Source organism: Edaphobacter sp. FHG110511_03, from assembly GCF_059115365.1.
Genome location: NZ_JBZYWL010000001.1, coordinates 989,938 through 1,003,803, shown reverse-complemented (window position 1 = coordinate 1,003,803; position 13,866 = coordinate 989,938). Strand labels below are relative to the sequence as shown.

The following is a 13,866-nucleotide window of genomic DNA, read 5'->3' as shown; positions in this document are numbered from 1 at the left end:
GGGCACTAACCTCAGCTGATAGATCACTTCCATCTTCCTCTTTTAAGTGCGCCCAGGAACTGAGACGGAAGCATCACAACCCCTTCCAATCCGATTGGCTGGATGAAACACTGAGAGAATTTATTAGCGCGGACGCCAGAGACTATGCGCATCCATAGAATGAAAGCCAATCCCGGCAAATGGCTTCGGGTGCGACGAATCCAGATAAAAGGAATTTCATTTGCTGCAGATTGAGTCGTCTGATCTTGTTGTTGCGATCCTGCCCGAGGTTGGCGGCAAGATTGCGCAGATCCGCAACAAGTTCTCAGGCCGGGAGTATTTCGTTCCTCCGCAACGCCCCTACCGTACAATTCCAGCCGAAGGTGACTGGCTGCAGCATGACACCAGCGGGATGGATGACTGCTTTCCGAATGTCGCGGCGGGCCAATATCCCGATGCTCCATGGTCGTCTCTGCATCTTCCCGATCTCGGAGAGTGGACGCATGGCATCTGGGAAGTCACCAATATTGATAAGCGCGAAGTCTCGATGAAGCGGTCCAGTACAACGCTTCCCTACACTGCCACCAAGACGACACGGTTTCTCTCGGAGCGCATCCTGGAGTCAATCTATCTCGTACATAATCACGGTGAAGCGCCAATACGCTACCTATGGTCGGCACATCCCCTGATCTCCGTCGAAGGCGAGTACGAGGTAATACTGCCGCCAGGCGAACCACAGCTACGAACATTTCCTTTGGACGGCGGAAGCTATTCGTGGCCGATGTGGAAGGACACCGATCTTTCACGGGATTTTCTTCCCTCAGGCAAGACGTTGAAAGTCTTCGTCTCTGGACTGAGTGAAGGCTGGTGTCTCTTACGTCAACCCGCATATTCCCTGCGCTTTACTTTCGATTTGAACCAGCTCCCGGCACTCGGTATCTGGTTTAACAACTACGGGTTTCCGACTGATAGCGAAAAACGCTTTCGTTGCATTGCTCTCGAACCGTGCACCTCCCCAACTGATCTTCTTGATGAGCTCGCACCCGACGCGTATCAGTCCATCCCGCCGGGCGCCTCTGTGCACTGGTCGTTGCAGATGGAGATTTTGCCCCACGATGAGGAGCCATCAACGAAATTACCCAACGCTCAGCAACACCAGCGATAGAATTCCGATCACGATTCCAGCGACTCCATATTTTCCAATCCGTTCACGGAAGAGAAGAACCCCCGCGGCGGCTACGAGAAAGAGATTTCCTCCCGTAGTTGCGGGAAATACGATGTAGCCCGGCACACCCCGCTCCAATGCCATCAGACTAAAAAGCTGGCCTCCGAAGCTGCCGATCCCAATTCCAAAGGCGAAGATAACCTCTCTCGAATAGAACCGGCTTCGCGTTATCAGAAATGCCGTCAGGGCAAATGCAAGTCCGCCGGCGTACCACCAAAGCAGGTATTGGTAGTGATATCGGTCCGAGAGACCTTTCTCTGCCATCACTTTCAGACCGAATGGACCGATGCCGTTCGCAATAAACGCGATGATCATCAGTCGAAGCCACGTAAGTTGACGGTTCATTGCGGCTTCTCCGTCTGCGCCTGTGCCGCCTGCAACCGCTCATCATCCTGCTTGTCCTTCCAAAGCAGCAGCATCGATGCCACTGCCAGCAGGAGGACAACAATCTTCCTGGGGTTTACCGGCTCCCCATAGAAAAGAACTGAGCCAATCGCCGGGATCGCAGCGGACAGGTTGATGATCAGCCAACTGGTCGAGATCTTCCCATACCGAATGCCCGACATGAAGACGATTCCGCCAATTGCACTCGCAACTCCGAACGGCAAGGCAACGGCATAAACAATTCCAGGAACAGCAAACGATCCGCCTCGAAACAGCACAACAAAGAGAGCGCTGAAGAGCATCGACCAAGCGTAGGCGAGGGTATACACCGCACTAGGCCTGCACCCGCGCGTGTCCGCAAGCTTGGCGAAGATTCCGATCATCCCAAACGAGGTGAGCGAAAGCAGCATGTAGAGGTACCCAGGGTTCACGAAGTCTCCTCTGTTTTAATCCGCATTCTTGCATGCCGCCTTCCGTACGAACTTGTACCAGGCGACCGCCTCACAACGCGCAAAGCGGATGACGAAACGCTAAATTCGGTTGAAGCCAATCTAGCATCCCCACGACCAGGACAGCGGTGAGCGCACAGGCAAGATCTACCAAAGTATCCGAAGGACTGGATAGACACGATCCACACCGACCTGACCGCGATGTCCGGTGCATATGCTTCGTTACCATGGACAGTGAGATCAAACTATGTCAACGACCGTCATTCACCATCCATCACAAATTGACTTTGACAAACCTGGAAAGACCCACTACCGCTTAGCCTTCCACTTTGATTCAGGATGGGGGAGTTCTCTTGTCCCTATCACCATCATCAATGGCTATCGTGACGGCAAAGCCTCTACCACTCCACACGGCCTGGCAGCCTTCGGGGGGACCCATGGAAACGAATGGGAGGGACAGGTTGCGGTTAAACGTCTCTGTCAGGAGCTCGATCCCACCGAGGTCAGCGGGAAAATTATTCTGATGCCGCAGTTGAGCGAGAGCGCTTGCGCGGCGAACCAGAGGATTTCGCCGCTCGACGGTGTCAACATGAACAGGGCCTTTCCCGGCAACGCGCGTGGCACCATCTCCTATCGCATTGCGGACTTCGTCAAGCGCTACATCTTTCCTCTGGTGCGCGTCGTTGTCGATATCCACGCAGGCGGCCGCGAAGGTGGCTTCGCCCTGTGCACCTCCTTTCATCCGGTACCTGATCCAGAGCAGTTTGATGAGATCGCCAAAGTCGCATCCCTCTTCGATCTTCCGTTCCAGCTGATCTACTCCAGCCAGATGGCCTCCGGCCTTCTCACCGATGAAGCAGAAGCAGAAGGAAAGATCGCGATCGGAGGCGAATTCGGCTTTGGCGAAGGCGTCAATCGCAAAGGTGTTTTTCACGCCTTCGAAGGAATTCGGAATGTGCTCAAGTACTACGACATGCTTAGCGGAGAGATCCTCAAGATCGATCCGTCTCGCCCTTCGACCCCACGCCTCGTCGATGCTCGCAATCTCGAGGACTATCTTTCCTGCCCTCGTCCAGGAATATGGGAGCCTCTTGTTGATCTCGGAGATGAGGTGAAACACGGCCAACTGGTGGGCCGTTTACACGACTTCTCCGACCACACCGCAGATCCTTTGGAATTGAGGGCACACCAGGATGGCGTCCTCATCATGATGTGCGCAGCCGCAAGCTGCCAGCAAGGCCTCACCCTCTACGTCATCGCCCGCGATGCTTCAATCGCCAACAGATAACAGAATAATCCTCATTCAAAAAGAAAGAGCCGCCGGTTATGAACCGGCGGCTCTTCGAACATGATCTATCAGAAGATCAGCTTCAGACCAAGCTGCATCTGTCGCGCGGCTTGAGCAGAGAATATCTGCCCCGTCGTCGACTGACCGATCGATACATTTGGCGCATCCAGATTGGTCACGTTGGGAACGTTGAAGACCTCCCACCGGAATTGGAAGTAGGTCGGCTCCGTGATGTGGAAGTTCTTCAGCAGCGCCATGTCCAGGCCGCGGAATGCCGGTGCGTCCAGAATCCCCATACCGGAATTGCCATAAGCATAGGACGCGGGCGCCGCGAGCGCGGATGCGTTGAACCATGCCGCCGCTCCCTTGTTTGGCGCGGCCAGCGAGCCGACAAGGTTTGGCCTCGTGTCATATCCGTTCCCTAACGTGGCGCCAGGAACATCGAACGTCAATGGCGCTCCCGAAATAAAGGAGTAGATGCCAGTGATCTCCCACCCCCCTATTCCGGCATCAAGTAAGCGGTTCATATCGGTACCATACTTCTTCCCGCGTCCGAAGGGCACCTCGTACACAGTATTGACGGTAAGAATGTGGCGATGGTCATTGCTGGAACGTCCGCGGTTATATCCAGGCGGCGTAAATGGTTGAACATTGCAGTAAATGCACGACGCCAGGTTGTCGACCATCAGTTTGCTGAACGCATACGAGCCTGTATAACTAAGTCCGTTAGAGAAGCGGCGCTCCAGCTTAGCCTGCAGGCCGTTGTACCAGGATTTACCCATATTCTGGTAAAGCACGATCCCGCTCAACAGAGGGTACGGTCTCGCTGCCTGTAGATCGGGGTAATTTCCAGCGGGAACATCGTCGTACGATTGGCCCGAGATTCCGTCAGCGATGTGGTTTCCCACATACGAAAGAGTGAGAGAAGACTGGAATGGAAGGGCCTGCTGTATCGCCACGTTCCACTCATGCGTCTTCTGCGGAATGACGTTCCAAGCAGGAGCGGCAACACCCGGCGTGGCGAAATCCGTAGGGATCGCGGAGAACGCCGTCTGCCACTTCTGCAGTGATTGTGCACTATAGCTTGGCGTCTCGTAGCCCCAGTACGGTGGACCAACAATGGACGAAGCTGCAATATTTCCCTGGAAGCTGCTGGCGAAGATGCCATACGATCCGCGAATCACCAGGTCATTGACGAATGACGGACGCCACGCGAACCCAACTCGTGGCGACAGGAATCCATTCGACTGAAAAAGTCCCGACGGGATATTGACCTTGTTCGCAGGAACCCAGAGCGCCGCCGTAGACGCAGCGAGATACTTCGCCTCTGGTTGCGCTGTAAGATTCACGTTGCCATCTTGATCTACTCCGGCAATCACCTTTCCGAGCGTAGGATCGAACGTGGCCGCATTTCCATACAACCCCCGCTTTCCGAACCATCGATCATAGCGAAGTCCAAGGTCAAGTGTGAGCGTGGAAGAGATCTTATATGTGTCCTCAACAAACCATGCAGAATAGGGTGCTCGCTGTTGGCCAAATGGTGCCAACGGATAGTCTCGAGCTGCAGCAGACGTGTAGCCAAGAAGGTAGTCCGCGAAACCATCCCCCGTATATTGGCCGTTGAAGGTGAAATTGCCACTTGCGGCGAAGGATGCATGCGCACCGTACACGCTACGGTTGTCGTACTCATAGCCAATATCGATCAGATGCTTACCGCGGAGAAGGTTGACGCTCGTCTTCCCATTCCAACTATGCGACCAAAGGCGGCCGTTAACACCCCACAGATGAGCAAACCCCGTATAACCGCTGATCATGGCTGTCGGCAAACCGATTGCACTTTCCCGGCCGGGTGTCGAAAATCCCTGAATCCCAGCCTGTTCGGTTAGGTTTGCAACTCCGGCCTGAGGGCTGATAAACGTATTGTTCGACCCCTGACGTCCAACTGAGATCGTGAAGATCGTTCTTGGCGTAATCGTGTAGAGATAATTCACGCCAAAGCTGTTCTGCGTCGTCGTGTTCGTCTCGAAATACTCAGGGCCATAGCCGTAGAACAACTGCGGACTGTTATATCGAATCCATCGGCCATAGATATGCTGCTTGTCCGTAATGGAGTGGTCGATCCTCACAGTGGCCGAGCTGTTATCGGTTTTGGTAGGTGCATTGGCATGGTAACGTCCGTCCGCTCCATTCGCCTGCTGAATGTACGGAAGAAAGAATGTCGCCGCCGAATCAATGCGCGAAGCAGGAATCTGGTTTCCAGCGAACTTCACCCCGGTAAGCGGATCGATGATCGGCGTGGCAACCGCAGAGAAGTCTCCCTTCCTCATTGCATCTGTCGGAACCGTATTGTTGAAGATCTGGTCCTGGCGAATACGCAGGGCTTCGAAACTCCCAAAGAAGAACGTTCGGTTACGTAGGATACGACCACCGCCCGCCGCTCCGAACTGGTTCTGAATCAGCTTGGGCTTCGTCACCGCAAAATGATTGGTCGCTGAAAACGCGCTGTTTCTTGCAAACTCCCAAACCGTACCATGATACGAGTTCGTTCCAGCCTTGGTGACCAGGAGAACCTGCAGCGGATTACGCCCATACTCCGCGCTGAACCCCGACGCCTTCACATTGAACTCCGCAATGGCGTCAACGCTTGGAATGCCGACGGCACCTTCGTCCATGCCACCATTCGAGTTGAATCCGTCGAGCGTAAATTGCGTCTGTCCGCTCTGGATTCCAACACCCTGCACCGTGGACCCTCGCTCCGCCCCGAACTGCCCTCCTGCCTGTCCGGTGTACTGCATACCTGGTGCAAGGCTGACCAACTGAATCGCGTTCCTTCCATTCAACGGAAGATCACGAATCTGCTTTTGCTGCACAACCGTATCGACAGACGCGTTTTCTGTCTGCAACTGCTCTGAGTCCGCCTGAACGTTGACGCGTTCGCTTACGTCTCCAATCTCCAGCACAGGTGAAAGTCTGCTGCGTTGGCCGACCGCCAGCACCATATTGGTAACTGTCCATGTCTTGAAACCCTGCATGGACACAGTCACGGTATAGGGACCAATGGGCAAACCCAGAACTTCAAAGGTACCCGTCGAATCAGTCTTCGCTTCTTTTGTAAATCCAGTCTCCAGGTTCTTCGCGGTCACTGCGGCGTCCGAGATCGTAGCTCCGCTTCGGTCCGCCACAACTCCAAGAACACCACCTTCGTTCGCGATCTGGGCTGGCAATATGCCAGACATGGCGAACAGCAGTGACATCAAGATCATGACTCGTTTCATCGCTGTCTCCTATTTGCACGGTTGTATCTTCACCGGCGGGCTTCTAATGGCAGTGCGTGAAAGTAATTCTGCAACGCATCACGGTCTTGATTGACATAGCTTCCAAAAAAACGAGTGAATCCATCCGACCCGTCGGAGTCGAACTTTCGTCGTCCCACCGGAGCCGATTGAAGTGTCGGCCGTCGCCGATAGCCAACCGCGCATGATCACCGCAACCCCATTACTCTCGGATTTCACCCATCGAGAAGATATTGTCCGATTAGCCGGACAATATCAGGAATAGGCATCTATTTTTATGCGCTGTATTCACGGTATAGTGCGCTATGGATTCTCTGACCGCTCCCAGGACACAATCCGTGCCGGCGTTGGAACGAGGCCTTTTGATGTTGGAGCACCTCGCCAAGTCCCGGAACGGTGTCACCTTATCGCATCTGACCCAGAAGCTTCAGCTTCCGCGAAGCACTGCTCATGCACTGCTCCTCACTTTTCAGCGCTGCGGGTATGTCCAGCGCGACGAAGAGACTGGGCGCTACCGGCTGGGTTTTCGACTCCATGCGCTTGCGAAGATGGCACTCTCTGGAGTGAGCCTTCGCGGAAAAGCTTCGCCGATTCTTTATCAACTCATGCAGAACAGCGGCTTGACGGTGCACCTTGCCATCCTGGAAGAAGGAGAGGCAATCCTCATCGACCGCATCGAACCTCCTGGCGCGCCAAGATTGGCAACCTGGGTCGGCAAGCGCATGGGGCTACACTGTACCGCACTCGGCAAGGTCCTTATCGCACCTCTCCCTGAGGATCAGCTCGCCTGCATGATCCAGAGACAGGGGCTTATACGCTATAACGACAACACCATCCGCTCCATGCGAAAGCTGCGCATGGCCTGCGATGAGGTCCAGCAACTTGGCTATGCCGTCGATGACGAAGAAGAGGAGATTGGAGTCCGCTGCATTGGAGCACCCGTCTACAACAGTCGAGGCGAAGTCGTGGCGGCGATCAGCGTCTCGGGAGCCAAGGCTCAGCTCGAAGACATCGCGCTGAAGGCTGCCCGCGTCAAGGAAACCGCGCAAGCCCTCTCCAACCATCTCAGCCCTCTTAGCATCGAGCGACACATCGACGCAGTCGAACACGTCACCGAAATCGCTCCGCCAAATTGAATCTCAACTCCATCCGTGAACTGTCCTCGGTATCGGATGATTCAAGAACCAGCAACACACTCCTTTAACTTTCACTCATAATTTGGAACTAGTCTGGGCGCATGGACAATCAAACCACTCGTATCTCGGGACATCCCGCGACCCAAACAGATCTTGACCTGTTCAAGCACATGGAAGAGAACCTGTACACAGCTGTCATCTCAGACTCCTTGGATGAATTAGGACACAGGGATCAGGTCCTGCGGGAATTTATGCGCCCGCTCTCCCCTGCCGATCGATTTGCCGGATGGGCCCGCACCTTCTCCTGTGTCGACATGGACTATATTCCCGCGGAGCCATATGCAATGGAGATTGCCGCCCTCGATTCCGTCCTTCCCGGAGAAGTGGTTATCGCATCGACAGGGGGCTCTCTGCAGAATGCGCCCTGGGGAGAGCTGCTCTCTACTGCAGCGTATGTCAGGGGTGCGCGCGGAGCCGTCATCGAAGGACTTGTACGGGATGTTCGCAAGATCCAGGAGTTGGGCTTCCCCGTCTTCGCACGCGGCATCAAGCCCGTCGATTCAAAAGGCCGCGGCGCCATCGTCGACTATAACGTCCCCATCGAATGCGCCGGCGCCTATGTCCGCCCTGGCGATCTTATCTTCGCCGACTACGACGGTGTCGTCGCAATTCCGGCTGCGGTTCTTCCTCGGGTCATCCAACTTGCTACAGACAAGGTATCGAAAGAAAACGGAAGTCGCGCTGATCTCCTTCGAGGTGCCTATCTCAAAGATGTGTTCGCAAAGTACGGTGTGCTGTAACCATTTGGAGCGCTGGCGAAACACAACCGCGCAGTCAGAACATGGCTGGGCTTCTTCGAATAACTCTTCTGCGCGACAGCTTAAAGAGATCGTCCCGGCAAGAGTCTCGCGCGTAGCCGGGAACGATCAGAGTCGCTTTTGTTTTCATCTGGTCCTAGGCTCTAAAGACCAGGACTCAATGCCATAAGGTTCCAGACGGACCTGCTGAATCTTCTCTCCCGGCTTGAGCGCGACATCCGGCATCGGCCGCAGACGCACATTCTCATCATCCGACGGGGCTGCCGCATCCAGCGAGCGACGCTTTGCCACCATGACGACTGGGAGACCATGAGCATTCAGGTCGACACTCACGGGCGTCGCGGAGTAGTTCCACAACAGAAGGTTGTAAATTCCGTAAGACTCATCGTAAGAGAGAAAAGCATGAACCGAGGTGTCGTTGGAGTCGGCTCCGAGCCTTTGTCCTGTGGCGCGCGACATTAGCAAAAACGCGAAGTATGCGGGCCTCACCCTGTCCTGGTAGTCGAAGAGCCCCGAGTACTGTGGCATCCGATTCCACCAACTCGCCATGAACGACGCGCCTCGCAGCGAGAAGAACGCCGCGAACCGGTCACGGTCCACATGATAGTCGCGAATATGGTAGTAACAGGAATAGTCCAGGCCTTGCTCCTTCATCCGCCACGCCGTCTCAACAACGAAGGCAGGTTGAATCCGAACATCGGTGGGAGGGACAGTCAGAGCCATATTCCACTCATCGAGAATGGTCTCGGGATGCAGCGATGGATGTTTGGCGATAAGAGCTTTCACGCTCTTGATCGTGCCCTCGACAGCTATTGGATCACTGTCATAGATATGCCACGACACGAAACTTAGCGGGACTTTTTCCCTGTCGCAAAATGCGAGCAAGGCAGGGAGAATCGGAGACTTCCACCCAGCAAGTGCAGGACCGCCCACATGGGCCCGTGGATCCGCTCGAAGGATCGCCGCCACCGTGTGTTGATAGTAACGCGGATAGTTTTCAGCCGTAAAAAAGTAAGGGGAGCCGCCGGTCTCGCCGATATCGGGCTCATTCGCGACCTCCCAATAGAGACCCTCCAGGCCGCGCGCCTTATAGTGGCTCACCATCTGGAAGATCAACTCCTCCCACTTTGCATAATCCTGCGGATCGACGATCTTCTCATCGACCACTGGAAACAATACCTTCGGTTTGATCGCAATGGACATCAGCGGCTTCGCGCCGGCTTTAAGAATCTCGTCCACCGATTGATCCAGCGTGTCGAAATGATAATTGTCACTTGCAGGCAACACGTCGAAATACTCCTGCACAAACAATCGAATCAGCTGGGGATGTAGAGCACGGACCTCCGCGATCCGGTTGTCCCACATCGGATACTCTGACAAACCACCCTGCCCCAGGGAGATGTGGTCCATCGCAACAGGTCCCATCGGCTTGTCAAACTTCAGGTCCAGCGTCGCAGTACGCGCCTGCGAGTACGAGGCAGAACTCACCGCCAGAGTAAATACCAAAGCAAACAAGTACGACATCTTCAAGGTCATGGATCTCTCCTGTTGCGGTGCGTCTTTACAAAACTCTCAACGCTCGTTACGAACGTTTCCGCGCAGAACTCGACGTCCATCCGCCATCTACTGGCAGGGTGATGCCAGTAATGAAGGAAGCCTCCTCGGAGGCCAGAAACAACGCGGCCCACGCCACTTCCCGGGGATAGCCAACGCGGCCAAGCGTCGTCTGGTCGCACTGCCACTGGAAATGCGGATCTCCTGGATCGGCTGAGATACGCGTCTGGATGGGGCCAGGGCAAAGTGAATTGATTCGAACGTTATGCGGACCGTAGTCGTACGAGACGCTCATGCAATAGCCCAGCAACGCCGCCTTCGTCGCAGTGTATGCAACCGAGGTCATCATGCCCTCCATTCCCTGAATGGACACAATATTCACAATCGATCCCTGCTTCTGGCCGATCATGTAGGGCAGCGCAGCCTTGGTAAACGAATGTGTTCCCAGCAAGGCCACATCGATGCAACCGCGCCATTCCTTCTCCGTCGACTCCAGAGCGGCATGGAAGTCCGGAGAGAGATAGGCCGCATTGTTGCACAGGATATCGACACGACCGTTGTGCTCCGCAGCCATCGCCACAGCACGCTTAACGTCGTCTTCTCGGGTTACATCGGTCCGGCAGAACTCCGCCTCTCCGCCTTTCGATCGTATCGTTGCCGCCAGTTCCTTCCCCCTGGCCTCATCGACATCGGCGATCAACACCCAGGCGCCTTCCTCGGCAAACAGTTCGCAGATCGCCCGGCCGATCCCGTTAGCTCCACCCGTAACAATCGCGACCTTGTTCTTAATTCTGTCCATAGCCTCACGCCACGCGATACTTGTTAATCACCGATTCATCGACCTCTACGCCAAGGCCAGGACCTTGAGGCACGCGAAGATAGCCATCCTCCGGTTGGATCGGGGTCAGGCACAGCTCCCGGCTCAAAGGTCCACTCGTCGTGTTGAACTCCTGAAGCGTCGCGTTTCGCATAAAGGCGTTCAAATGCAATGAAGCCGCCGTCAACAAATCAGAGATCCAGGCGTGCGGAATACATAGCTTGTTATGAAGGTCGGCAAGGTGAACGATCTTGCGACCTGCCGTGAAGCCGCCGCATCGTGAAAGATCAGGCTGGATGACATCAACCCGTCCTCGCTCGATCAACGTGCGAAAGCCCCATTCCGTCGCCTCCTGCTCTCCGCACGCAATCATCGTGTCCACCGCGCCCGAAAGTTCGGCATAACCGTCATAATCTTCAGGAGACAAAGGCTCTTCAATCAGAAAAGGCCTGTACGGTTCGAGTGAACGAACCATACGAATCGCCTGCTTCGCCGTGCGATGCACATACCATCCCGTATCGATCAGAAGGTCCGCGCGATTCCCCAGCGCCCCTCGCGCTGCCGCTACCAGTTCAATATCTCGCTCCGCATCCTGCCCGAAAACACCCCATCCGAACTTGATAGCAGTAAATCCGCGCTCCACGTATTGGCGGCCGGCCTCTGCTATTCCCTCCGGCGTGGAACGAAAGAGCGTGCTCGCATAGGCACGAACACGATCACGATACCCTGCTCCGAGTAACTTATAGATCGGCTGGCCAACCCGCTTACCGACGATGTCCCACAAGGCAATATCGATGCCGGAGATCACCTGCATCGCCGCTCCGCGCCGCCCATAGTAGACCGAGGCCATATACATCTTGTGCCACAGCCGTTCCACCTCCAGCGGGTCCTCACCCAACAGCACGGACCGCAGTCCCTGAAATCCCGGCACTGCCCCCTCCGAAGGAGCATCGACGATTGCTTTCGCTACGTGCGGCTGCGTCTCAAGATCGGCATAACCCGTAATACCGCTGTCCGTCTCAATCTTGACAAGACCAAGGTACTTGATGCCATAAGCCTCCTCCGCCCCCTCCGTAGCCTCGTACGAGCCGGGCGACTCAAGAATGATCACCTCAACGCTTGTGATCTTCACACCCCCTCCAGCCCAAGGCAGGTCAGCGTCGGGCTATAGATGAGCCGCTCGATCTCCTCGCTGGTAAGCCGCGGGAGATTCGTACCCTCCGTAACGTGGTTGATATTCCGCAACCCCTCTATCTGCGCCTCTGGAGTCGTAAACGGATAATCGGACCCAAACAGAATCTTATCGAGGACACCATATTCTTTCGCCATAATAAGAGCGTTGTAGAACTGCCACGGCCGGTAATGCAGCGCTGAAATATCCGAGTAAAGATTCGGATGTTTTCTGATGAGGACCAGCGTCTCTCCAATCCACGGATGCCCAAGATGCGCAACGATCATCTTGAGTTGCGGGAATTGAATCGCGATATCGTCCAGAAGAATAGGCAATGCATACTTCAGGGGTCCGGTCCTCACAAACGTGGTTCCCTGATGAATCATGATCGGCAAGCGATTCGCCTGGCAGAACTCATACACTCGAAGCATGCGTGGATCGGTAGGGCTAATGTTCTGATAGATCGGACCGAGCTTGACCCCGCGAAGCTTCAGCCGAACGATCTCTTCTAGCGTTTCTTCTACGGGATCGACCATCGGGTCGATCGCTCCGAATCCAATCACCTTATCCGCATAGCTCGCCGCATAGGCAGCGACGTAGTCATTGGGAACCCACAGGCCGGAGTGAAAGGCACGCAGGCCAAAAACTATGACCTTATCAACACCGGCCATCGCCTGCCGGTGTTTTTCCGGAGGGATGTCCAGGTCAAGCGCATGTCCACGGGACCGCGCATTGGCCTCGTTCACAAACTCATCTGACAGATGTCCGGGATAAGCCCAAACGTGAGAATGACAATCAACTAACAAGGATTCGCCCTCTCTTTCGTTCCAATCTCCCCCTCACTTTAGCAGCACGAAGTGTCTAGAATTATTCGTTTCCAAGTACACATACAACTGCATCCGGCTAATCGGACGTAGAGATGCGAACGCCCTCTAAGTTAGTGCCTGATTGTGTGACAACATCGAACGGAAGCAATGGTGACAATTGATTTTTTTAGACCGAAGGACATCAAATCCTCTTACCCGCCGCAATGCGGCAGCAACCCTAATAGGGTAAGAAGAGAAAGTATGGTCAGCGCAGGAGAACGGTTGACTGAATGTCGAGATCAGGTTTGGCTATGCCGCTAACGAATAAGGGGCTCGCTACTTTAAACGCTGCGACGTATCGCCAACGCGCTCATCGAGCGCTGACACCTCTAATGTAGAGCTGATGCCCTTAAGTCAGCCACGCGGCGCCGGCGCCTGCAAAGTTCTCATCGAATTGATCCTGACTGTGCGAGTTTATTCAATGGCTGATTCCAAATCTGCGGAGCGGTCCATTCCCATGGCCTCGAAGAGATCAGAATTAAAAGCTTTGGGGGTCAAACGACCAATTCACGAACATCGTACGGCCGAAACCATCCCAATAGGAAGAACTTTGGTGACGATCTTGAAGAAGCGGCGATCTAGCTGTACGACCCACTCGACGGCTTCACGTGCCATGATCTTAGTGGCTGCGATCCCAGCTTCGACCCCGGCCGTGAGATAGGTGACGACGGCTTCAGACGCAAGTCGGCCCATAAGCCTGCCGATCTTTTCACCTAGTACGCCTAAAGGAAGGCGGCCCCATTCGAGCAGCTTGTCGGCGAACATCTCACCCGCCTCTCGGCTCTTGGTCTTACCGGCCTCATACAACATGTTGAGCAGTTCCTGTGGTGAGCCCGAGGTTCTTCCAAAGCTCAACCAACTGATCGACCACAACGGCGGCCACCCC

12 protein-coding genes are annotated in these 13,866 nt (G+C 55.0%); 4 read left to right on the top strand and 8 right to left on the bottom strand.

Annotated features, from left to right (window positions below; all coding sequences use genetic code 11):
* Positions 1-220 precede the first annotated feature (220 nt).
* The gene (locus AC5S26_RS04015; protein WP_494183561.1) at positions 221-1,144 is read left to right on the top strand and encodes an aldose epimerase family protein; all 924 of its coding nucleotides are present in this window, start codon (positions 221-223) and stop codon (positions 1,142-1,144) included.
* Here AC5S26_RS04015 and AC5S26_RS04010 read toward each other — a convergent pair.
* Together AC5S26_RS04010 and AC5S26_RS04005 are read right to left on the bottom strand one after the other, a co-directional pair.
* A complete protein-coding gene (locus tag AC5S26_RS04010; protein ID WP_494183560.1) occupies positions 1,115-1,549 on the bottom strand; it encodes a hypothetical protein in 435 nt (144 codons plus the stop codon). The two genes, AC5S26_RS04015 and AC5S26_RS04010, sit on opposite strands and share 30 nt — an antisense overlap.
* Complete coding sequence (locus AC5S26_RS04005; RefSeq protein WP_494183559.1) at positions 1,546-2,019, bottom strand: EamA family transporter; 474 nt, start codon at positions 2,017-2,019, stop codon at positions 1,546-1,548. Before AC5S26_RS04005 ends, AC5S26_RS04010 begins: the two co-directional genes overlap by 4 nt.
* A gap of 265 nt (positions 2,020-2,284) precedes the next feature.
* Between AC5S26_RS04005 and AC5S26_RS04000 the strand changes: the two genes are divergently transcribed.
* Entirely contained in the window at positions 2,285-3,325 is a 1,041-nt protein-coding gene (locus tag AC5S26_RS04000) for a M14 family metallopeptidase (protein WP_494183558.1), read from the top strand.
* A gap of 68 nt (positions 3,326-3,393) precedes the next feature.
* On the opposite strand, the gene AC5S26_RS03995 is transcribed toward AC5S26_RS04000, so the two are convergent.
* Positions 3,394-6,600 carry an outer membrane beta-barrel protein gene (locus tag AC5S26_RS03995; RefSeq protein WP_494183557.1) on the bottom strand — a complete coding sequence of 1,069 codons (3,207 nt, stop codon included), beginning with the start codon at positions 6,598-6,600 and terminating at the stop codon, positions 3,394-3,396.
* Positions 6,601-6,923: 323 nt separating this feature from the next.
* Here AC5S26_RS03995 and AC5S26_RS03990 point away from each other — a divergent pair, with 323 nt between their 5' ends.
* Positions 6,924-7,754 (top strand): IclR family transcriptional regulator, encoded by an 831-nt coding sequence (locus AC5S26_RS03990; RefSeq protein ID WP_494183556.1) that lies wholly within the window; start codon positions 6,924-6,926, stop codon positions 7,752-7,754.
* Positions 7,755-7,855: 101 nt separating this feature from the next.
* Positions 7,856-8,554: an RraA family protein gene (locus AC5S26_RS03985; protein ID WP_494183555.1), complete on the top strand. Its 699-nt coding sequence runs from the start codon at positions 7,856-7,858 to the stop codon at positions 8,552-8,554.
* A 144-nt stretch (positions 8,555-8,698) separates the two neighbouring features.
* Here AC5S26_RS03985 and AC5S26_RS03980 read toward each other — a convergent pair whose 3' ends face one another.
* From AC5S26_RS03980 to AC5S26_RS03960, 5 genes are all read right to left on the bottom strand, one after another.
* The gene (locus AC5S26_RS03980; RefSeq protein ID WP_494183554.1) at positions 8,699-10,108 is read right to left on the bottom strand and encodes a GH39 family glycosyl hydrolase; all 1,410 of its coding nucleotides are present in this window, start codon (positions 10,106-10,108) and stop codon (positions 8,699-8,701) included.
* A 46-nt stretch (positions 10,109-10,154) separates the two neighbouring features.
* Positions 10,155-10,925 (bottom strand): SDR family NAD(P)-dependent oxidoreductase, encoded by a 771-nt coding sequence (locus AC5S26_RS03975; protein WP_494183553.1) that lies wholly within the window; start codon positions 10,923-10,925, stop codon positions 10,155-10,157.
* A 4-nt stretch (positions 10,926-10,929) separates the two neighbouring features.
* Positions 10,930-12,075: a mandelate racemase/muconate lactonizing enzyme family protein gene (locus tag AC5S26_RS03970; protein WP_494183552.1), complete on the bottom strand. Its 1,146-nt coding sequence runs from the start codon at positions 12,073-12,075 to the stop codon at positions 10,930-10,932.
* Positions 12,072-12,920 carry an amidohydrolase family protein gene (locus AC5S26_RS03965; protein ID WP_494183551.1) on the bottom strand — a complete coding sequence of 283 codons (849 nt, stop codon included), beginning with the start codon at positions 12,918-12,920 and terminating at the stop codon, positions 12,072-12,074. Before AC5S26_RS03965 ends, AC5S26_RS03970 begins: the two co-directional genes overlap by 4 nt.
* A 567-nt stretch (positions 12,921-13,487) precedes the next feature.
* The gene (locus tag AC5S26_RS03960) at positions 13,488-13,835 is read right to left on the bottom strand and encodes a hypothetical protein (RefSeq protein WP_494183550.1); all 348 of its coding nucleotides are present in this window, start codon (positions 13,833-13,835) and stop codon (positions 13,488-13,490) included.
* Positions 13,836-13,866 lie beyond the last annotated feature (31 nt).